General features: G+C 65.9%; 20 protein-coding genes and 3 pseudogenes. 17 read left to right on the forward strand and 6 right to left on the reverse strand.

All coding sequences use genetic code 11. The features are described from left to right. From prpD to G3N92_RS18160, 4 genes and pseudogenes are all read right to left on the reverse strand, one after another. A pseudogene (prpD, locus tag G3N92_RS18145) lies at positions 1–198 on the reverse strand (2-methylcitrate dehydratase); the annotation flags it as partial. Between the two features lie 58 nt (positions 199–256). Beyond that, positions 257–772: a hypothetical protein gene (locus G3N92_RS18150; protein WP_206128914.1), complete on the reverse strand. Its 516-nt coding sequence runs from the start codon at positions 770–772 to the stop codon at positions 257–259. Positions 773–1027: 255 nt separating this feature from the next. Next, complete coding sequence (locus tag G3N92_RS18155) at positions 1028–2032, reverse strand: aldolase/citrate lyase family protein (RefSeq protein WP_206128915.1); 1005 nt, start codon at positions 2030–2032, stop codon at positions 1028–1030. Positions 2033–2229: 197 nt separating this feature from the next. Beyond that, positions 2230–3213: a malate dehydrogenase gene (locus G3N92_RS18160; RefSeq protein WP_206128916.1), complete on the reverse strand. Its 984-nt coding sequence runs from the start codon at positions 3211–3213 to the stop codon at positions 2230–2232. A gap of 289 nt (positions 3214–3502) precedes the next feature. Between G3N92_RS18160 and G3N92_RS18165 the strand changes: the two genes are divergently transcribed. The 10 genes from G3N92_RS18165 (at position 3503) to G3N92_RS18210 (ending at position 11339) form a co-directional block, all read left to right on the forward strand. Beyond that, entirely contained in the window at positions 3503–4312 is an 810-nt protein-coding gene (locus tag G3N92_RS18165; protein ID WP_206128917.1) for a GntR family transcriptional regulator, read from the forward strand. A 192-nt stretch (positions 4313–4504) separates the two neighbouring features. Beyond that, the gene (sdhC, locus tag G3N92_RS18170; protein ID WP_206128918.1) at positions 4505–4921 is read left to right on the forward strand and encodes a succinate dehydrogenase, cytochrome b556 subunit; all 417 of its coding nucleotides are present in this window, start codon (positions 4505–4507) and stop codon (positions 4919–4921) included. Positions 4922–4925: 4 nt separating this feature from the next. Further along, complete coding sequence (sdhD, locus tag G3N92_RS18175; protein WP_206128919.1) at positions 4926–5294, forward strand: succinate dehydrogenase, hydrophobic membrane anchor protein; 369 nt, start codon at positions 4926–4928, stop codon at positions 5292–5294. A 3-nt stretch (positions 5295–5297) separates the two neighbouring features. Continuing rightward, positions 5298–7073 (forward strand): succinate dehydrogenase flavoprotein subunit, encoded by a 1776-nt coding sequence (sdhA, locus tag G3N92_RS18180; protein WP_206128920.1) that lies wholly within the window; start codon positions 5298–5300, stop codon positions 7071–7073. Positions 7074–7094: 21 nt separating this feature from the next. Continuing rightward, positions 7095–7796 carry a succinate dehydrogenase iron-sulfur subunit gene (locus G3N92_RS18185; RefSeq protein WP_206128921.1) on the forward strand — a complete coding sequence of 234 codons (702 nt, stop codon included), beginning with the start codon at positions 7095–7097 and terminating at the stop codon, positions 7794–7796. Between the two features lie 11 nt (positions 7797–7807). Continuing rightward, positions 7808–8080 (forward strand): succinate dehydrogenase assembly factor 2, encoded by a 273-nt coding sequence (locus G3N92_RS18190; protein ID WP_206128922.1) that lies wholly within the window; start codon positions 7808–7810, stop codon positions 8078–8080. A 51-nt stretch (positions 8081–8131) separates the two neighbouring features. Continuing rightward, the gene (gene gltA / locus G3N92_RS18195) at positions 8132–9436 is read left to right on the forward strand and encodes a citrate synthase (RefSeq protein ID WP_206128923.1); all 1305 of its coding nucleotides are present in this window, start codon (positions 8132–8134) and stop codon (positions 9434–9436) included. Positions 9437–9564: 128 nt separating this feature from the next. After that, complete coding sequence (locus G3N92_RS18200; protein ID WP_206128924.1) at positions 9565–9957, forward strand: VOC family protein; 393 nt, start codon at positions 9565–9567, stop codon at positions 9955–9957. Between the two features lie 109 nt (positions 9958–10066). Beyond that, positions 10067–10435, forward strand: coding sequence for a hypothetical protein (locus G3N92_RS18205; RefSeq protein ID WP_206128925.1), 369 nt, complete (start codon positions 10067–10069; stop codon positions 10433–10435). A gap of 94 nt (positions 10436–10529) precedes the next feature. After that, positions 10530–11339: an AraC family transcriptional regulator gene (locus G3N92_RS18210; RefSeq protein ID WP_206128926.1), complete on the forward strand. Its 810-nt coding sequence runs from the start codon at positions 10530–10532 to the stop codon at positions 11337–11339. Between the two features lie 33 nt (positions 11340–11372). Here the strand turns inward: G3N92_RS18210 and G3N92_RS18215 are convergent, their stop codons facing one another. Then, positions 11373–12440 (reverse strand): low specificity L-threonine aldolase, encoded by a 1068-nt coding sequence (locus G3N92_RS18215; protein ID WP_206128927.1) that lies wholly within the window; start codon positions 12438–12440, stop codon positions 11373–11375. Between the two features lie 159 nt (positions 12441–12599). Here G3N92_RS18215 and G3N92_RS18220 point away from each other — a divergent pair, with 159 nt between their 5' ends. From G3N92_RS18220 to leuB, 5 genes are all read left to right on the forward strand, one after another. Beyond that, a complete protein-coding gene (locus G3N92_RS18220) occupies positions 12600–13271 on the forward strand; it encodes an alanyl-tRNA editing protein (protein ID WP_241014867.1) in 672 nt (223 codons plus the stop codon). A 181-nt stretch (positions 13272–13452) separates the two neighbouring features. Next, positions 13453–14862 (forward strand): 3-isopropylmalate dehydratase large subunit, encoded by a 1410-nt coding sequence (gene leuC / locus G3N92_RS18225; RefSeq protein WP_206128928.1) that lies wholly within the window; start codon positions 13453–13455, stop codon positions 14860–14862. A 4-nt stretch (positions 14863–14866) separates the two neighbouring features. Beyond that, a complete protein-coding gene (locus G3N92_RS18230) occupies positions 14867–15016 on the forward strand; it encodes an entericidin A/B family lipoprotein (protein ID WP_206128929.1) in 150 nt (49 codons plus the stop codon). Between the two features lie 17 nt (positions 15017–15033). Further along, a complete protein-coding gene (leuD, locus tag G3N92_RS18235) occupies positions 15034–15684 on the forward strand; it encodes a 3-isopropylmalate dehydratase small subunit (RefSeq protein WP_206128930.1) in 651 nt (216 codons plus the stop codon). A 76-nt stretch (positions 15685–15760) separates the two neighbouring features. Then, positions 15761–16828, forward strand: a complete 1068-nt coding sequence (gene leuB / locus G3N92_RS18240; protein WP_206128931.1) for a 3-isopropylmalate dehydrogenase — start codon at positions 15761–15763, stop codon at positions 16826–16828. A gap of 227 nt (positions 16829–17055) precedes the next feature. Here leuB and G3N92_RS18245 read toward each other — a convergent pair. After that, positions 17056–17218, reverse strand: a pseudogene (locus tag G3N92_RS18245) (3-isopropylmalate dehydrogenase). Between G3N92_RS18245 and asd the strand changes: the two are divergent. Both asd and G3N92_RS18255 read left to right on the forward strand, forming a co-directional pair. Then, on the forward strand, positions 17217–18338 hold the full coding sequence (gene asd, locus G3N92_RS18250; protein WP_206128932.1) for an aspartate-semialdehyde dehydrogenase: 1122 nt from the start codon (positions 17217–17219) through the stop codon (positions 18336–18338). The pseudogene G3N92_RS18245 and the gene asd sit on opposite strands and share 2 nt — an antisense overlap. A gap of 415 nt (positions 18339–18753) precedes the next feature. Further along, positions 18754–19163, forward strand: a pseudogene (locus tag G3N92_RS18255) (hypothetical protein); the annotation flags it as partial.

The raw sequence follows: 19163 nt of genomic DNA on the forward strand, positions 1-19163 counted from the left end.
TGTGCCGGGCAGCCGCGGCCGGCCGGAGCAGGCGCGCGGCGACAGGAACGCCATGCCGCGATCGAGTGCGCCGAGCCGGCCGTGGCGCGCCGTGGCCGGCGCGATCGCACTGCCGATCTCGAAACCCGGCACGGCGCCGAGTGCTTCGGCGCGTACCGGGCCCGGCGCGGGCCGGGCAGTCGTTTGCGGGACGGACATCAGGTTTCCTGTCGTGGGAGCGCCTGTCTGGTCGGGGTGCTGCGGGGTGCCTGCCGGCTTACTTCTGAACGTTCGGCGCCAGTTCGTTCGACTGCGTCGGTGCCGGCGCGCCGCTCGAAGCCATTTCGGCCGTCATGCATTCGTCGGCCAGGCGCGTGTCTTCCTTGTCGCTGAACAGCATGCCCTTGGTCGGGATCACCACCAGCTTCAGGCCGCTGGCCGGATCGTAGAACACGTCGGCGCCCGTCGTGGTGGCTTGACGCGGCAGCTTGTAGTTCTTGTTCGCCCAGTGGACGGTGACGATCTGGTCACGCTTCATGTCGCCGGCCAGTTCGTAGGACAGGCCGTCCTTGCAGCTCCACTTGACCGCGCCTTCCGGTGCCGGATCGACCTTCGCCGCTGCCGCAGCCCGCGCGCGCTTGCTGCGCGGGATCAGGTGGCGCTTCGGCGCCGGACGCTTGGCGACGGCCTTCTTGGCCGTCGTGGTGGTCGTTTGCGCCGAAGCTTCCGGCGCAACGGTCAGCAGCGTCGCGGACAAGGCGCCGATGGCGGTGGCGATCAACAGTTTGTTCATGTGCTCAAAGCCTTTTTATGGATACGGTGAATGAGGGCGCGCGGCCGGCCCGTTCTTCGAGGGGAAATACCGCACGCCCGATGTGCGCAGCGGCCGTTATTTTCTCCTAATTCGCCCGATGTTTTTCAGGGAATTCTTAGACTTTGTCTCGATTTTGCGATTGTCGTGGCGTCTGCGCCGGGGCCGATTGCGCCGCCGTTACGGGAATGGCGCGGCGGCTGCGAAATCGCGGCGGGCGGCCGGCGAAGGCATGGCTTATGCCTGTGCGCCGGCCGGCGCCGGCAGCCAGCGCGCGACGCCGGCCGGCAGCGCGCGGCCCGTTGCATGGGCGCGGCGCAGCACCGACCAGTAATAGCGGTAGCTGGCGCGGTCGTGCAGCGTGTCGCGGTGGCGCGTCGGGCCCCAGTCGGCTGCCGCCGCGGCCAGCAGGATCTCGGCGGCCAGCGCGATTTCCTCGTCGCGCGGCGCGAACGCGGCCACGATCTCGGGGATCTGGGCGGGATGAATGCTCCACTGGCGCGTGTAGCCGAACTCGTCGCGGGCGCGGCGCGCGTTGCCGGCTACCACCTGCATGTCGCGGATTTCGGTGGTGACGTTGTGCGAGGGCGTCTTGCCGTGTGCGTGGGCGGCGGCGGCGATCTCGAGCTTGGCGCGCCGCACGAGCGGGTGGTCGAACTGGCCGGGCGCGCGCATTGCGCTGTCGGGAATCGCGCCATGGTGCGCGGACACGAAATCCATCAGCCCGAAGCTCAGCGTCGAGACGCTCGGCAGCGCGGCGATTCGCGCCACCTGTTCGAGCGCGCCGTGGGTTTCGATCAGGACGTCGGCCGGGATCGGCTGCGCGATGCCCAACTCGCGGCGCGTGCCTTCGATGAAGGCGCAGGCCTCGGCGACATCGGCCGCGTGGACGACTTTTGGAAGCGTAATGTAAGCCGGCGCGCGGGCGGCGCGCAGCACGATGCGGACGTCGTCGCGCCAGTGCGGATGGCTGAAATCGTGGATCCGGACGCCGACGCGGCCGTGACGGTTGGCCGGGTCGCTCAGCATGGCGGCCACCAGCTCGGCGTGCTCGGCCTCGCGGCCCACCGCGGCGCCGTCTTCGCAGTCGAGCGTGACGTCGAACACCGGGCCCAGTTCGGCCTGCAGCGCGAGCGACTTGCGCATCAGCTTTTCGCTGCCCGCGTAGTGATCGCAACAGGGGAGGAGGGCGGGGGGCGAAGCGCCGTCGTAGAGCACTTCGGCGGGAGACAGGGCGGGCATCGTCGTTACGCGTCGGATCGTGAGGATCGAGTGAGCAGCGGATTCGGGCCGGCTCTGCGCTGCGGGCTGCGGGGCAAAGCGTGCGCGGATCGGTTGCGGATCGCGGTAAAACGGCCGGCCGGCGCACCCCGCGAGGGAATGCGCCGGCCGGCGTGGCGCGCGGCCCGCCGGGGGGCGGAGCCGCGCGCCGGGCTGCCTTACTTCAGCAGGTGGGCGACGCCGTCGCGCTCTTCGAGCAGCTCGGCCAGCGTGCCGTCCATCTTCTCGCGCGAGAACGCGTCGATCTCGAGGCCTTCCACGCGCTTGTATTCGCCGTTTTCGCAGGTGACCGGCACGCCGTAGATGATGTCTTCGGGGATGCCGTACGAGCCGTCCGACGGGATGCCCATCGTGACCCACTTGCCGTTCGTGCCCAGGACCCAGTCACGGACGTGGTCGATCGCTGCGTTGGCGGCCGAAGCGGCCGACGACAGGCCGCGCGCTTCGATGATCGCCGCGCCGCGCTTGCCGACCGTCGGGATGAACGTGTCGCGGTTCCACACGTCGTCGTTGATCAGCTTCAGCATCGATTCGCCTTCGGCCGATGCGAAACGGAAATCCGGGTACATCGTCGGCGAGTGGTTGCCCCACACGGCCAGCTTCTCGATCGAGGCGACCGGCTTGCCCGACTTGGCGGCCAGTTGCGACAGCGCGCGGTTGTGGTCCAGGCGCAGCATGGCCGTGAAGTTCTTCTTCGGCAGATCCGGCGCCGACTTCATGGCGATGTAGGCGTTCGTGTTGGCCGGGTTGCCGACCACCAGCACCTTGACGTCGCGGCTGGCGACTTCGTTCAGCGCGGCGCCCTGAACCGTGAAGATCTCGGCGTTGGCCGACAGCAGATCCTTGCGTTCCATGCCCTTCGAGCGCGGACGCGCACCGACCAGCAGCGCGACGTCGGCATCCTTGAACGCGACCTTCGGATCGTCGGTGATGACGACGCCCGACAGCAGCGGGAACGCGCAGTCGTCGAGTTCCATCACGACGCCCTTGACGGCGGCTTGTGCTTGCGGGAGGTCGAGCAGTTGCAGGATGACCGGTTGATCCTTGCCGAGCAGGTCGCCGTTCGCGATGCGGAACAGCAGCGAGTATGCGATTTGACCTGCGGCGCCGGTAACGGCAACGCGCTTTGCGGGCTTAGCCATGAGAAATCTCCAGGACGATGAGCGTAGGAAACTAGCAGAACGCCATTCTATGCGTGTTACGCGTAGCAATGCGTTGAAGCAGGGCGGAGGATTCGCGATGCCGTCGCGCCGTGGCCGGAAACCGGCTTGGGACAAGGCCCAGGCGCCTTCGAACCGCGATCCCCGGCTCGCCCCGGAGTGTAGGAGGGAGGTGGGTCAAAGTCAAACGGTATCATATGTCTTATATAAGACAGATGTATTGCGGGAAATGAGTGGACGGAAAACTCGGCTTTGTGTTGAAATGCGCGCCATGACATCCAACCCGGCGAATGCGGCGAACCCTAACGCTCCCGGCCCGGCCACGGCTGGCGGCGAGATGGCGCCTGCGTCGTCGCCGGTGCCGTCGCCCACGTTCAGCCCTTTATACCAGCAGATCAAGGCATTGATCACGCAGGGGCTCGAATCGGGCGAATGGAAGCCGGGCGAGATCATTCCCAGCGAGGTCGAGCTGGCGTCCCGTTACAAGGTCAGCCAGGGCACGGTCCGCAAGGCGATCGACGAGCTGGCCGCCGACAACCTGCTGGTGCGCCGGCAGGGCAAGGGCACGTTCGTGGCCACCCACAGCGAGGAGCGCGCGCAGTTCCGCTTCCTGCGGCTGCTGGCCGACGACGGCGTCGAGCATCCGCACGTGAGCCGCCTGCTGGAATGCCGGCGCACGCGCGCCCCCGCCGAAATCGCGCGGCAACTGGATCTGAAGCCGGCCGATCCGGTGGTTCAGGTGCGCCGCCTGCTGGAATTCGACGGCGTGGCCACCGTGCTCGACGAAATCTGGCTGCCCGGCGCGATGTTCCGCGGGCTGACGTCCGAGCGCCTGAGCGACTACAAGGGTCCGCTCTATGCGATGTTCGAGTCCGAGTTCGGCACCCGCATGATCCGCGCCACCGAAAAGGTGCGGGCAGTGGCGGCGGAGCCGGCGGTGGCCGAATTGCTGGGCGTGGCCGGTGGATTTCCTTTGCTGTCGGTCGAGCGCGTGTCCTATACCTATGGAGACCGTCCGGTCGAGGTACGGCGAGGTTGGTATGTCACAACCGGGTATTACTATCAGAACGATCTGAGTTGATCGGATTGATCGAGGCCGTCGTCGAAACGGCCGAGAGGCAAGTGAGGAACGGCTCGCGCCCACATGCGAAGCACGTTTTGGGCCGCCTTTTGTTCGCTGCAGAGCAAGTATCCTGAGCAGGTTTTCGCTGCAGCGCGACATAAAAAGGCGCTAAAATCGCGGATTAGTGTGACTACATCGTAGGGGTCTAGCATGACTGAAGCAGTAAGAAAACCGAGGCCGGAATACCGGAATATCGGCATCGGAGACATCACCCGCAACTATCGCCTGCCGATCGCGGGGCAATTGTCGATCTTCCATCGAGTCAGCGGTGCATTGCTGTTCCTCGCACTTCCTTTCCTGCTCTACCTCTTCGACAAGAGCCTGACATCTGAGCTCAGCTTCGATGTTTTCAAGGCCTTCCTCTCCAATATTCTCGTCAAGCTGATCGTCCTCGTGCTGTCCTGGGCGTTCCTCCATCATTTCTGCGCGGGCATCCGCCACCTGCTGATGGACGTCAATCACGACGCCGTCACCAAGGAAAGCGGCAAGCGCACGGCCATCGTCGTGTTCGTCGTCTCGCTGGCCCTCACGGCCGTCGTCGCGCTCAAACTGTTCGGAGCATTCTAAGAAAATGTCTGGCAATAACCGAATCGGCTCGAAGCGCCTCGTCGTCGGCGCTCACTACGGCCTGCGCGATTGGCTCGCGCAACGGATCACCGGCGTGATCATGGCGGTCTACACCGTGATCCTGCTCGCCTGGTTCTTTACGGCACGCGATTTTTCGTACGACGGCTGGGCATCGATCTTCGCGACGCAATGGATGAAGCTCGCGACGTTCGTGACGCTGCTGGCGCTGTTCTATCACGCCTGGGTCGGCATTCGCGACATCTGGATGGATTACGTGAAGCCTGTCGGCGTGCGGCTGCTGCTGCAATCGCTGACGATCGTCTGGCTGCTCGCGTGCGCAGGCTACGCTGCGCAGATTCTCTGGAGAGTGTAAAGAATGGCTGCAATCAATACTTCCCTGCCGCGTCGCAAGTTCGACGTGGTCATCGTCGGCGCGGGCGGCTCCGGGATGCGCGCATCGCTGCAACTGGCGCGTGCGGGCCTGTCGGTCTGCGTGCTGTCGAAGGTGTTCCCGACGCGTTCGCACACGGTCGCTGCCCAAGGCGGGATCGGCGCTTCGCTCGGCAACATGAGCGAAGACAACTGGCATTACCACTTCTACGACACGATCAAGGGTTCCGACTGGCTCGGCGACCAGGACGCGATCGAGTTCATGTGCCGTGAAGCGCCGCACGCCGTCTACGAACTGGAACACATGGGCATGCCGTTCGACCGCAATGCGGACGGCACGATCTACCAGCGTCCGTTCGGCGGCCACACGGCCAACTACGGCGAGAAGCCGGTCCAGCGCGCCTGCGCGGCCGCCGACCGTACCGGTCACGCGCTGCTGCACACGCTGTATCAGCAGAACGTCGCGGCGAAGACGCAGTTCTTCGTCGAATGGATGGCGCTCGACCTGATCCGCGACGCGGACGGCGACGTGCTCGGCGTGACGGCCCTCGAAATGGAAACGGGCGACGTCTACATCCTCGAAGGCAAAACCACGCTGTTCGCCACGGGCGGCGCGGGCCGGATCTTCGCGGCATCCACGAACGCGTTCATCAACACCGGCGACGGCCTCGGCATGGCTGCGCGCTCGGGCATCGCGCTGCAGGACATGGAGTTCTGGCAGTTCCACCCGACGGGTGTGGCCGGTGCCGGCGTGCTGATTACCGAAGGCGTGCGCGGCGAGGGCGGCATTCTGCGCAACTCGGACGGCGAACGCTTCATGGAGCGCTACGCGCCCACCTTGAAGGATCTGGCGCCGCGCGATTTCGTGTCGCGCTCGATGGACCAGGAAATCAAGGAAGGCCGCGGCGTGGGTCCGAACAAGGATCACGTGCTGCTCGACCTGTCGCACATCGGCGCCGAGACGATTCTGAAGCGCCTGCCGTCGATCCGCGAAATCGCACTGAAGTTCGCGAACGTCGACTGCATCAAGGAACCGATCCCGGTCGTGCCGACCATCCACTACCAGATGGGCGGCATCCCGACCAACATTCACGGTCAGGTCGTCGGCACCTCGAAGGGCCACGAAGATCCGATCAACGGCTTCTACGCAGTGGGCGAATGCTCGTGCGTGTCGGTCCACGGCGCGAACCGCCTGGGCACGAACTCGCTGCTCGACCTCGTGGTGTTCGGCCGTGCGGCCGGCAACCACATCGTCGAACACGTCAAGAAGCAGCGCGAGCACAAGCCGCTGCCGAAGGACGCCGCCGATTTCGCACTCTCGCGTCTGGCCAAGCTCGACAGCTCGACCTCGGGCGAATACGCGCAAAGCGTCGCCAACGAGATCCGCGGCTCGATGCAGAAGCATGCCGGCGTGTTCCGCACCTCGGCGCTGCTGGCCGAAGGCGTGCAGGACATCAAGAAGGTCACGGAGCGTGCGAAGCACATCCACCTGAAGGACAAGTCGAAGGTGTTCAACACGGCGCGCGTCGAAGCGCTCGAAGTGGAGAACCTCGTCGAAGTGGCGCGCGCCACGATGGTGTCGGCCGAGGCACGCAAGGAAAGCCGCGGCGCGCATGCGCAGGACGACTATCCGCATCGCGACGACGACAACTGGATGCGTCATACGCTGTGGTTCAGCGAAGGCGATCGCCTCGACTACAAGCCGGTGCACATGCAGCCGCTGACGGTCGAATCGGTGCCGCCCAAGGCGCGTACGTTCTAAGCCGACTCCAAGGAATTTGAAATGGCAAAACGCATTTTTGAACTCTACCGTTACGATCCGGACAAGGACGCGGCGCCGCGCATGCAGACGTACGAAGTCGAGATCACGCATGAACGCATGCTGCTCGACGCGCTGGTCAAGCTGAAGGAAATGGACGAAACGCTGTCGTTCCGTCGCTCGTGCCGTGAAGGCGTCTGCGGTTCGGACGCGATGAACATCAACGGCAAGAACGGTCTGGCGTGTCTGACCAACCTGAACGAACTGCCGCAGAAGATCGTGCTGCGTCCGCTGCCGGGCCTGCCCGTCGTGCGCGACCTGATCGTCGACATGACGCACTTCTTCAACCAGTACCACTCGATCAAGCCGTTCCTGATCAACGACACGCCGCCGCCCGAGAAGGAGCGTCTGCAGTCGCCGGAAGAACGCGAAGAGCTGGACGGCGTGTACGAGTGCATTCTGTGCGCAAGCTGCTCCACGTCGTGCCCGAGCTTCTGGTGGAATCCGGACAAGTTCGTCGGCCCGGCCGGCCTGCTGCAAGCGTATCGCTTCATCGCGGACAGCCGCGACGAAGCCACCGCCGAACGCCTCGATAACCTCGAGGATCCGTACCGTCTGTTCCGTTGCCATACGATCATGAACTGCGTCGACGTTTGCCCGAAGGGCCTGAACCCGACGAAGGCGATCGGCAAGATCAAGGAATTGATGGTTCGCCGCGCGGTCTGACCTGATACGACATGACTGACTCGTCGCACCAGTCCGACCCGCTGCGTCGCGCACGCCTTCGCTGGCGTGCGCGGCGCGGTCTGTTGGAAAACGATGTGATTCTCGATCGTTTTCTCAACCGATACGAGCATGACCTCACCGATACCGACGTGGGCGCGCTGACCCGCCTGCTCGACTTATCCGACAACGACCTGATGGACTTGCTGCTCGCGCGCAAGGAACCGGAAGGCGACCTTGCCGGCCCGGATGTTTCCCGGCTGCTGGAGATGCTGCGCAGCGTGTGAGCGCCGCGCCCGTTATCGAATCCCGTTTCTACTTTCGATTGAGGATGTGCCATGACTCCGTCTGATGTTAAAGCCACGCTATCGTTCAGCGACAATTCGCCGAGCGTCGAACTGCCGATCTACAAGGGCACGTTGGGCCCGGACGTAATCGACATCCGCAAGCTGTACGGCCAGACCGGCAAGTTCACGTACGACCCGGGCTTCATGTCCACGGCGGCGTGCAATTCGGCCATCACGTACATTGACGGGGACAAGGGCGAACTGCTGTACCGCGGTTACCCGATCGACAACCTCGCGCAAAACGCGGACTTCCTCGAAACCTGCTACCTGCTGCTGAAGGGCGAACTGCCGAACGCCGCGGAGAAGGAAGAGTTCGTCGAGACCGTCACGAAGCACACGATGGTGCACGAGCAGATGCACTTCTTCTTCCGTGGCTTCCGTCGCGACGCGCACCCGATGGCGATCCTGGTCGCCGCAGTCGGCGCGCTGTCGGCGTTCTACCACGACTCGCTCGACATCAACGACCCGCGTCACCGCGAAGTGTCGGCGATCCGCATGATCGCCAAGCTGCCGACGCTGGTTGCGATGGCCTACAAGTACACGATCGGCCAGCCGTTCGTGTACCCGAAGAACGAACTCTCGTACAGCGCGAACTTCATGCACATGATGTTTGCGAACCCGTGCGAAGAGTACAAGGTCAACGACGTGCTGGTGCGCGCCCTCGACCGTATCCTGATCCTGCACGCCGATCACGAGCAGAACGCATCGACCTCGACCGTCCGTCTGGCCGGTTCGTCGGGCGCGAACCCGTTCGCCTGTATCGCTGCCGGTATCGCCTGTCTGTGGGGTCCGGCGCACGGCGGCGCGAACGAAGCCGCGCTGAACATGCTCGAGCAGATCGGTTCGCCGGACAACATCCCCGAGTTCATCAAGCAAGTGAAGGACAAGAACTCGGGCGTGAAGCTGATGGGCTTCGGTCACCGCGTGTACAAGAACTACGACCCGCGTGCGAAGCTGATGCGCGAAACCTGCCACGAAGTGCTGAACGAACTGGGCCTGCACGACGACCCGCTGTTCAAGCTCGCGATGCAGCTCGAGAAGATCGCGCTGGAAGACGAATACTTCGTGTCGCGCAAGCTGTACCCGAACGTCGATTTCTACTCGGGCATCGTTCAGCGCGCGCTGGGCATCCCGACCGCCATGTTCACCTGCATCTTCGCGATGGCGCGTACGGTGGGCTGGATCGGCCAGTGGAACGAAATGATCGGCGATCCGGAACAGAAGATCGGCCGTCCGCGTCAGCTGTTCGTCGGCGAAACGCAACGCGAAGCCACCTCGATCGATAAGCGCGCCTAAGCGTTTCCGATTCGGGCGGCAAGCGAAACACCCCGGCAGCTTCGGCTGCCGGGGTGTTTTTCTTTGTGCGAGGCGACAAGCGTGCCGCCGTGGCATGATCGTCGCGTTCGATCTTCCCGGAGCACGGCATGCTGTCGCACATCTGTATCGGGGTTGCCGATGTCGAGCGCGCGCATGCGTTCTACGCGCCGTTGATGGCGGCGCTGGGCCTGCCGCTGAAGTTTCGCTCGCCGCCCGAGATGACCGGCTGGATGCCGGCCGACGCCGCGCGGCCGCTGTTCCTGATCTGCCGGCCGTTCGACGGCGGGGCCGCCGCGCCGGGCAACGGCCCGATGGTGGCGCTGTTGGCCGGCGACCGCGCCACGGTCGACCGTTGCCATGCGCTGGCGCTCGCGGCGGGCGGGCGCTGCGAGGGGCCGCCGGGGCTGCGTCCGCAATACCATCCCGACTATTACGGTGCGTATTTCCGCGATCCGGACGGCAACAAGCTCTGTGTCGTGTGCCATGCGCCGCCGCCGTGAATGCCGCTTGGGCGGCGCCTGCCTGGCTGCACAAATCTAGACAGGATCCTCGGTGGAACCGTCTACACTGCCTGATATTCACCAAAATCAATGAGAGTTGGGGGCCGTAATGCGTATTCGATTCTTTTTGTCGTCGATGCTGATGGGCACGGCGCTGACGATGTCGGCCGCTCAGGCCGGCGTCATCGAGCAGAACATCAACGATGCGGCGAGCGGCGAACTGGTCAAGAAGCCTGCCGTGGCTGGCGTGTCGTGCCAACCCAACGCGGCGCGCGGCCCGTCGTTCTCGCAGAACACCAACAGCGGCCTCGGCGCCGGTTACGGTCTGGCCTCGCTGGCCGTGATGGCGGCCAGCGCCTCGTTGCTGTCGTCCGTGACGCACGGCGAAATCCGGCCCACCTGCGAGACCAGCCGCATCGCGAAGTCGTCGGAAGGCTTCAAGTTCGCCACGCCGGCCCCGACCAGCGTGACTGAGTAAGGCGAGCGCACGCCGGGCGGGCGTGCTAACCTCGATCGCCGTTCGTCGCGCGTCCGATGCGACGCCGGCCATTTTTCCTTTCCGCCCGCTCCCGATGAAAGACCGTGTCGAATACACCCGCAGCCGCGATGTCCCCGGACTCGTGCTCGGCGACGCGCGTTTCAGCGAATTCCGTTTCGATCGGCATTACCACCTCGATTTCCACGTCGGCATCGTGACCGATGGCGTGCAGCGCCAGCAGGTCGGCGGCCACAGCCTGTTGCTCGGCCCCGGCAGCATTTCGCTGATGCCGCCCGGCGAGGTGCACGACGGCACGCGGGTGGGCGACGCCGCGTATTCGCTGAAGACGTTCCGGCTGCCGCCCGAGTGGCTGGCCGGCATCGCCGACGAATTGGCGGGCGGCGCGAACGGCCCGGTGCTGCACGGCGCGACGCTGACCGATCCGGCCCTCGCGCAGCGGCTCAGCGCGATCCACACCGCGCTGCGCACCGAGGATCTGGACGGCCCGCTCGGCCTGCAATCGGCGTGGCTGCTCGCGCTCGAACGGCTGTTCGTGCAGTCGCGCGGGTTCGTGCCGCGCGAGGTGGGCGGCGGCCTGGCCGATGCGCAATGGCGGCGCGTGCGCGAGTACTGCGAGGCGCATCTGGCCGAGAAGATCACGCTGGAAGCGCTGGCCGCCCTGTGCGAAGTCGACCGGTTCGTATTCCTGAAGTTGTTCAAACAGACCACGGGCATGACGCCGCATGCGTGGCTCGTGCGGCTGCGCCTCGAACGGGCGTGCACGATGCTGCATCGCGGCACGCAGTCGATCGCGGAAGTGGCGCAGGCCGTCGGCTTCTACGATCAGAGCCACTTCAACCGCGCGTTCCGGCGCGCATTCGGCTGCGCGCCGTCGCGCTACTGAGCTTCGTCCCGGCCGGGCTTCAGGCCGAATCGTTCACCCCGCGTCTTTCACGCCTCGCGCCAGCGCGATCAGGCGATCGACTTCCTGCGCCGTCGTCGCGAACGACGTGACGAAGCGCACGACGCCCGGCGCCCAGCGATCGTGATAGAAGCGCACGCCGGCCGCCAGCAGGCCGGCGATCACCGGCTGCGGCAGGCGGCAGAACAGAATGTTCGCCTCGGTGCCGCCCGTCATGTCCACGCCCGGCACGCCCGCCAGCCCGGCCGCGAGCCGTTGCGCCATCGCGTTCGCGTGGCGCGCGTTGCGCAGCCACAGGTCGCCGGTCAGATAGGCGTCGAGCGGGGCGGACAGGAAGCGCATCTTCGAGCTCAAATGGCCGGCGCGCTTGCGCCGGAACGCCAGTTCCCGCGCACGGCGCGGGTCGAACACCACCACGGCATCCGAACCGGGCACGCCGTTCTTGGTTGCGCCGAACGACAGCACGTCCACGCCGGCGCGCCAGGTCATGTCGGCGGGCGACACATCGAGCGACACCAGCGCGTTGGCGAAGCGCGCGCCGTCCATGTGCAACGGCAGTTCGGCGGCGCGGCAGATCTCGCCGATCGCGCCGATCTCGTCGAGCGTGTAGACGCTGCCGATCTCGGTGGCCTGCGTGATGCTGACGGCCGACGGCTGCGTGGTGTGCACGTCGCCGCGCTTGGCGCGGGCGGCCGCGCGCAGCGCGTCGGGATCGAGCTTGCCGGCGGGGCCGTCCACCGCGATCAGCTTCGCGCCGTCGGCGTAGAAGGCGGGCGCGCCGCATTCGTCGTTGTTGATGTGGCTGCCCGGGTGACACAGCACGCTGCCCCAGGGCGGCGTCAGCGCGGCCAGCGCGAGCGCGTTGGCGGCCGTGCCGGTGCCGACGATGAACACCGCCACCTCGTGCTCGAACAGGTCGGCCAGGCGCTGCTCGACGCGCGCCGTCCACGGGTCGTTGCCGTACGGGGCGGCGTGGCCGGCCGCGCAGGCCACTAATGCGTCGAGCACGGCCGGAGCCGCGCCGGCGATGTTGTCGCTGCTGAAATCGAGGGCGGGCTGGTCCGGCGTCGAAGCGTGTTCCATGAGGCGTGAATCCTGGCTGAAGAGAAGCCCGGCGAGGGCGGAATTCGGGGGATGGGCTTCACACTAGCGGCGCGAAACGGGCCTGGATTGTAAAAAATTGAAGCGCGCGGCCCCCTTGAGCGCCGAGCGCGCCGCCCGCATAGTCGGAGCCTCGAATTCATGCCAGCAGGAGTAACGATGACGATCCGCCGCTATTTCGACAGCGATGCGCTGACCTTGACCACCCAGGTGCTTGCCTGCGAGCCGGAGGCGCCGGCCGAGCCGGGCGATGGCGCCACGCGCTTTCGCGTGGTGCTGGCCGAGACGCTGTTCCATCCGCAGGGCGGCGGCCAGCGCGCCGACACCGGCTGCATCGGCGAGGCGAACGTGCTGCATGTGGCGATCGAAGGCGACACCGTCGTGCATGTCACCGATCGCGCGGTGCCGGCGGGCGCGGTGTCGATCGAGGTCGACGCCGCGCCGCGCACGCTGCATGCGCGGCTGCATTCGGCCGGCCATCTGATCGCCTACGCGGCGGCCACGTTCGGCTGGCGCGCGGTGAAGGGGCACCACTGGCCGGGCGAGGCGCGCGTGGTCATGGAACGCGACGCCGACGCGCGCGAGATGGACGCGCAGGCGCTGGCCGATGCGGTCGACGCGCTGGTCGCGGCGGCGCTGCCGCGCGTGCTGACCGAGCGCGACGGCATGCGCATGCTCGCGTACGGCACGCTCGACGCCAGCCCGTGCGGCGGCACGCACGTGGCGGACACCGCCGCGGTAGGGGCGGTCACGATCGCCCGCGTCAAGGAGAAGAAAGGGCAACTGACGGTGCAGTACGACGTCGCCGCCTGAGCGCGCCGGCCTGCGCCAAGCTGGCCCCGATTGCCCGGTAAAACTTATCCAGGTATCGAAACTACTACTCAACTCACTGTTTTTATTGGGTTTTTTCGCATCCTGGTAGTGCCGTGGCGTCATCTTGGTGGCATAATCGTCTGCACCAGAAGGACTTGTCGTCACAACTACCCCGCATACCATGGCACAGACTCTCTACGACAAATTGTGGAATTCGCACGTCGTCCACGCAGAAGAGGACGGCACCACCTTGCTCTACATCGATCGTCATCTGCTGCACGAGGTGACCAGCCCGCAGGCGTTCGAAGGGCTGAAGATGGCCGAGCGCCCGGTGTGGCGGATCAGCGCGAACCTGGCCGTGTCGGATCATAACGTTCCGACCACCGATCGCACGCACGGCATCGCCGATCCGGTCTCGAAGCTGCAGGTCGACACGCTGGACACGAACTGCGACAGCTTCGGCATCACCCAATTCAAGATGAACGACGTCCGCCAGGGCATCGTGCACATCATCGGGCCGGAGCAGGGCGCGACGCTGCCGGGCATGACGATCGTCTGCGGCGATTCGCACACGTCCACGCACGGCGCGTTCGGCGCGCTCGCGCACGGCATCGGCACCTCGGAAGTCGAGCACGTGCTGGCCACGCAAACCTTGCTCCAGAAAAAGAGCAAGAACCTGCTGATCAAGGTCGACGGCCAACTGCCGCGCGGCTGCACGGCGAAGGACATCGTGCTGGCCATCATCGGCAAGATCGGCACGGCCGGCGGCACGGGCTACGCGATGGAATTCGGCGGCTCGATGATCCGCTCGCTGTCGATGGAAGGCCGCATGACGGTCTGCAACATGGCGATCGAGGCGGGCGCGCGCGCCGGCATGGTGTCGGTGGACGACACCACGATCGAATACCTGAAGGGGCGTCCGTTCTCGCCGACCGGCGCGGAATGGGATCAGGCCGTGCAGTACTGGCGCACCTTCAAGTCGGACGACGGCGCGCAGTTCGACCGCGTGGTCGAGCTGACGGCCGCCGACATCGTGCCGCAAGTCACCTGGGGCACGTCGCCGGAAATGGTCACGGCGGTGGACAGCCGCGTGCCGGATCCCGAGCGCGAGAAGGATCCGGTCAAGCGCAGCGCGATGGAGCGCGCGCTGGCCTACATGGCGCTCGAACCGAACACGCCGATCGAGTCGATCAAGGTCGACAAGATCTTCATCGGTTCGTGCACCAACGCGCGCATCGAAGACATCCGCGCGGCCGCCTACGTGGTCAAGAAGCTGAACCGCCGCGTCGCATCGAACGTGCGTCTGGCGATGGTGGTGCCGGGTTCGGGCCTCGTGAAGGCGCAGGCCGAGCGCGAAGGGCTCGACAAGGTGTTCACCGACGCCGGCTTCGAATGGCGCGAACCCGGTTGCTCGATGTGTCTCGCGATGAACGCCGATCGTCTCGATCCGGGCGAGCGTTGCGCCTCCACGTCGAACCGCAATTTCGAAGGGCGTCAGGGCGCGGGCGGCCGCACGCATCTGGTCAGCCCGGCGATGGCGGCAGCGGCCGCGATCGAAGGCCACTTCGTCGACATTCGCCGGCTCGGTTGAACGCATGCGCCGCAACAGCATCATCGTGAGCCGCCTCGTCGCGGTGCTCGCCCTGGCGGGCGTCGTGCTCGGGCTGGCCGCCTGCAATACGGTGGCGGGCGTCGGCGAGGACATCAATGCCGCAGGCCGCGCGATCTCGCGCGCCGCGAGCTGACAATCTGGAAACGGATCATGGAAAAATTCACAGTGCATTCCGGCGTCGTGGCGCCGCTCGATCGTGAAAACGTCGACACCGACGCGATCATCCCGAAGCAGTTCCTGAAATCGATCAAGCGCACCGGCTTCGGCCCGAACGCGTTCGACGAATGGCGTTACCTCGATCACGGCGAGCCGGGTCAGGACAACTCGAAGCGTCCGCTGAACCCCGATTTCGTGCTGAACCAGGCGCGCTACCAAGGCGCCTCGGTGCTGCTGGCGCGCAAGAACTTCGGCTGCGGCAGCTCGCGCGAGCACGCCCCGTGGGCGCTCGAGCAATACGGCTTCCGCGCGATCATCGCGCCGAGCTTCGCCGACATCTTCTTCAACAACTGCTTCAAGAACGGCCTGCTGCCGATCGTGCTGAGCGAACAGCAGGTCGATCACCTGTTCAACGAAACGTACGCGTTCAACGGCTTCACGCTGACGATCGACCTCGATGCGCAACTGGTGCGCACGGGTGACGGCCGCGAGTATCCGTTCGAGGTCACGGCGTTCCGCAAGTACTGCCTGCTGAACGGCTTCGACGACATCGGCCTGACGCTGCGTCACGCCGACAAGATCCGCCAGTTCGAGGCGGAGCGGCTCGCCAAGCAGCCCTGGCTCAACAACCGCCTGATCGGATAATGCCGAGTTGCGCGCGATGCGGGGCATGCATCGCGCGCGCCGCCGATTCGAATCCAACCCTTACCAGGAAAATCGCATGAAGATTGCAGTGCTGCCGGGCGACGGCATCGGTCAAGAGATCGTCACCGAAGCGGTGAAGGTGCTGAACGCCCTCGACGAAAAGTTCGAACTCGAACAGGCGCCGGTCGGCGGCGCGGGCTACGAGGCCGCGGGCCACCCGCTGCCGGACGCCACGCTGAAGCTGGCCAAGGAAGCGGACGCGATCCTGTTCGGCGCGGTCGGCGACTGGAAATACGATTCGCTCGAGCGCGCGCTGCGCCCGGAGCAGGCGATTCTCGGGCTGCGCAAGCACCTCGAACTGTTCGCGAACTTCCGCCCGGCGATCTGCTACGAGCAGCTCGTCGACGCCTCGCCGCTGAAGCCGGAACTGATCTCGGGCCTCGACATCCTGATCGTGCGCGAACTGAACGGCGACATCTATTTCGGCCAGCCGCGCGGCACGCGCGAAGCGCCGGACGGCCCGTTCGCCGGTGCGCGCGAAGGCTTCGACACGATGCGCTATTCGGAGCCGGAAGTGCGCCGCATCGCGCACGTCGCGTTCCAGGCCGCGCAGAAGCGCCAGAAGAAGCTGCTGTCGGTGGACAAGGCGAACGTGCTCGAAACCTCGCAGTTCTGGCGCGACATCATGATCGACGTGTCGAAGGAATACGCGGACGTCGAGCTGTCGCACATGTACGTCGACAACGCGGCCATGCAGCTCGCCAAGGCGCCGAAGCAGTTCGACGTGATCGTCACCGGCAACATGTTCGGCGACATCCTGTCCGACGAAGCGGCCATGCTGACGGGTTCGATCGGCATGCTGCCGTCGGCCTCGCTCGACAAGAACAACAAGGGCCTGTACGAGCCGTCGCACGGCTCGGCGCCGGACATCGCCGGCAAGGGTATCGCCAATCCGCTGGCCACGATCCTGTCGGCCGCGATGCTGCTGCGCTACTCGCTGAACCGCGGCGAGCAGGCCGACCGCATCGAGCGCGCGGTGCAGACGGTGCTGGAGCAGGGCTACCGCACGGGCGACATCGCCACGCCGGGCTGCAAGCAGGTGGGCACGGCGCAGATGGGCGACGCGGTCATCGCGGCGCTGTAAGACCAGGGCGGGGCGGACGCGCGGGCCAGGTGGCCCGCGCGTCCGCCGCCCGGTTCGACAGGTGTGTTCCGGTGCGCTTTTCGCGCGCGGGCTCCGGTTGCGGGGCGTGCGAGCAACATCGGGCACGATAGTTTCAGCGGGTCGTTGTACGGCCCATCAGGTTTGTGTAGACTGCTTCGCATGGCGCAGAATCTCTCGATCTCCCCGGTCCTGAACCTCCACGGCATTCAAGCCCGTGCGGGTGCGCGCGCCATCGTCTCCACGAAAATCATCATCACGAAAACGATCACGAAAAGCTGATCGTCGTCCGTCGTGCCCGCCTGATTTCCCCGCGCGGTTGCGCCGGGGGACGGAAAAGGCGGGGAAGCTCTCAAGCAAAGGGTTAGTCATGAACGTAGGTCTCGTAGGTTGGCGCGGCATGGTCGGCAGCGTGCTGATGCAGCGCATGCAGGAAGAAGGCGATTTCAATCTGATCGAGCCGGTGTTTTTCAGCACCAGCAACACGGGCGGCAAGGCGCCGGCCTTCGCTAAGAACGAGACCACGCTGAAAGACGCGACGAACATCGACGAACTGCGCAAGTGCGACGTGATCATCACGTGCCAGGGCGGCGACTACACCAACGAGGTGTTCCCGAAGCTGCGCTCGGCCGGCTGGGACGGCTACTGGATCGACGCGGCTTCGTCGCTGCGCATGAAGGACGACGCGGTCATCATTCTCGATCCGGTCAACCTCGACGTGATCAAGGACGCGCTCGTCAAGGGCACGAAGAATTTCGTCGGCGGCAACTGCACGGTCAGCCTGATGCTGATGGCGCTGGGCGGCCTGTTCCGCGAAGGCCTCGTCGACTGGATGACGGCCATGACCTATCAGGCTGCTTCGGGCGCCGGCGCGCAGAACATGCGCGAGCTGCTCTCGCAGATGGGCGCGCTGAACCACGCCGTGGCCGAGCAACTGGCCGATCCGGCTTCGGCGATCCTCGACATCGACCGCCGCGTGCTGGCCACGATGAACAGCGACGCGATGCCCACCAGCCAGTTCGGCGTGCCGCTGGCCGGCTCGCTGATCCCCTGGATCGACAAGGATCTCGGCAACGGGATGTCGAAGGAAGAGTGGAAGGGCGGCGCGGAAACCAACAAGATCCTCGGCAAGCCGGCCATGGGCGAACCGGGTTCGATCCCCGTCGACGGCCTGTGCGTGCGGATCGGCGCGATGCGCTGTCACTCGCAGGCATTGACCATCAAGCTGAAGAAGGACGTGCCGCTCGACGAAGTGCACGGTATCCTGGCCTCGGCCAACGATTGGGTGAAGGTCGTGCCGAACGAGCGCGAAGCGTCGATGCGCGATCTGTCGCCGGCCGTGGTGACGGGCACGCTGTCGGTGCCGGTCGGCCGTCTGCGCAAGCTGGCGATGGGCGGCGAGTATCTGTCCGCGTTCACGGTTGGCGATCAGCTGCTGTGGGGCGCGGCCGAGCCGCTGCGCCGCATGCTGCGCATCCTGCTCGACAAGTAAGCCAGCGCGGTCCGCGTCCGGAAGGACGGCGGCGGCGTTCGTGGCGCCCGGTGCCAAGCCGGGGGCGGCGAACGCCGCTTTGCTTTTGGGGCGGGCGAGGCGGGGCGAACGGGGCTTCTAGCCTGCCTGTATCGCAGGGCGGGCGACAATTCCGACGAAACGGGCGGCGGGTAAAGTAAACTACGCCGCTACGACGCAATCCGGCGTCGCGCAGTGCCGCCGTTCTTCCGGCGCGCTGATGCGAACGTCCCGAATCCTGCCCTCCCTCCAACGTGAACCAGGGCCGCGCGCTGCCGCGGCGAATGTACCGATGACGCTGCGATCTCCCTCCGGTAAGGCTTCCGTTGCCTCGTTTTCCGCACTGATGTCCCGCACGTTCGCGATGCGCGCGATCGCGGCCGCAGCCGTTGCGCTGATGTCGGCCGCCGCGCCGCTCGCGCAGGCCGCGACGCCGGATGCCGCGGCGCCGGCCGCTGCGGCAGCGCCGCAATCGGTGACGGTCCGGCCGGGGCAGTCGCTCAACGATATCGCCATCGCCGTCACGCAATCGCACGATCCGGCCGTTTTGGGCCGGGCGGGCCGCGCGCTGTTCGCGGCGAACCCGCAGGCGTTCATGAAACACGATCCGAGCCGGATGCGGCTCGGCGCGACGCTGACCGTGCCGCCGCTCGACGCGACCGGCGCGGCGATTGCCGCACCGGCGAGCGCGCCGGCTGCGGCGCCGGCGAGATCGGAAGAGCGGCGTGTAGGGAAAGAGGGGTGGTGGCAGGGGAGATGTCGGTGGTCGCGTGTTGATTCAAACGAGCACCTACATCGATCCGGTCA

Source organism: Burkholderia sp. Ac-20379, from assembly GCF_017104645.1.
Taxonomy (GTDB): domain Bacteria; phylum Pseudomonadota; class Gammaproteobacteria; order Burkholderiales; family Burkholderiaceae; genus Burkholderia.

Coding starts and splice junctions, on each gene's coding strand:
- G3N92_RS18150 (WP_206128914.1), bottom strand. CDS start 772: ATGAACAAACTGTTGATCGCCACCGCCATCGGCGCCTTGTCCGCGACG.
- G3N92_RS18155 (WP_206128915.1), bottom strand. CDS start 2,032: ATGCCCGCCCTGTCTCCCGCCGAAGTGCTCTACGACGGCGCTTCGCCC.
- G3N92_RS18160 (WP_206128916.1), bottom strand. CDS start 3,213: ATGGCTAAGCCCGCAAAGCGCGTTGCCGTTACCGGCGCCGCAGGTCAA.
- G3N92_RS18165 (WP_206128917.1), top strand. CDS start 3,503: ATGACATCCAACCCGGCGAATGCGGCGAACCCTAACGCTCCCGGCCCG.
- sdhC (WP_206128918.1), top strand. CDS start 4,505: ATGACTGAAGCAGTAAGAAAACCGAGGCCGGAATACCGGAATATCGGC.
- sdhD (WP_206128919.1), top strand. CDS start 4,926: ATGTCTGGCAATAACCGAATCGGCTCGAAGCGCCTCGTCGTCGGCGCT.
- sdhA (WP_206128920.1), top strand. CDS start 5,298: ATGGCTGCAATCAATACTTCCCTGCCGCGTCGCAAGTTCGACGTGGTC.
- G3N92_RS18185 (WP_206128921.1), top strand. CDS start 7,095: ATGGCAAAACGCATTTTTGAACTCTACCGTTACGATCCGGACAAGGAC.
- G3N92_RS18190 (WP_206128922.1), top strand. CDS start 7,808: ATGACTGACTCGTCGCACCAGTCCGACCCGCTGCGTCGCGCACGCCTT.
- gltA (WP_206128923.1), top strand. CDS start 8,132: ATGACTCCGTCTGATGTTAAAGCCACGCTATCGTTCAGCGACAATTCG.
- G3N92_RS18200 (WP_206128924.1), top strand. CDS start 9,565: ATGCTGTCGCACATCTGTATCGGGGTTGCCGATGTCGAGCGCGCGCAT.
- G3N92_RS18205 (WP_206128925.1), top strand. CDS start 10,067: ATGCGTATTCGATTCTTTTTGTCGTCGATGCTGATGGGCACGGCGCTG.
- G3N92_RS18210 (WP_206128926.1), top strand. CDS start 10,530: ATGAAAGACCGTGTCGAATACACCCGCAGCCGCGATGTCCCCGGACTC.
- G3N92_RS18215 (WP_206128927.1), bottom strand. CDS start 12,440: ATGGAACACGCTTCGACGCCGGACCAGCCCGCCCTCGATTTCAGCAGC.
- G3N92_RS18220 (WP_241014867.1), top strand. CDS start 12,600: ATGCCAGCAGGAGTAACGATGACGATCCGCCGCTATTTCGACAGCGAT.
- leuC (WP_206128928.1), top strand. CDS start 13,453: ATGGCACAGACTCTCTACGACAAATTGTGGAATTCGCACGTCGTCCAC.
- G3N92_RS18230 (WP_206128929.1), top strand. CDS start 14,867: ATGCGCCGCAACAGCATCATCGTGAGCCGCCTCGTCGCGGTGCTCGCC.
- leuD (WP_206128930.1), top strand. CDS start 15,034: ATGGAAAAATTCACAGTGCATTCCGGCGTCGTGGCGCCGCTCGATCGT.
- leuB (WP_206128931.1), top strand. CDS start 15,761: ATGAAGATTGCAGTGCTGCCGGGCGACGGCATCGGTCAAGAGATCGTC.
- asd (WP_206128932.1), top strand. CDS start 17,217: ATGAACGTAGGTCTCGTAGGTTGGCGCGGCATGGTCGGCAGCGTGCTG.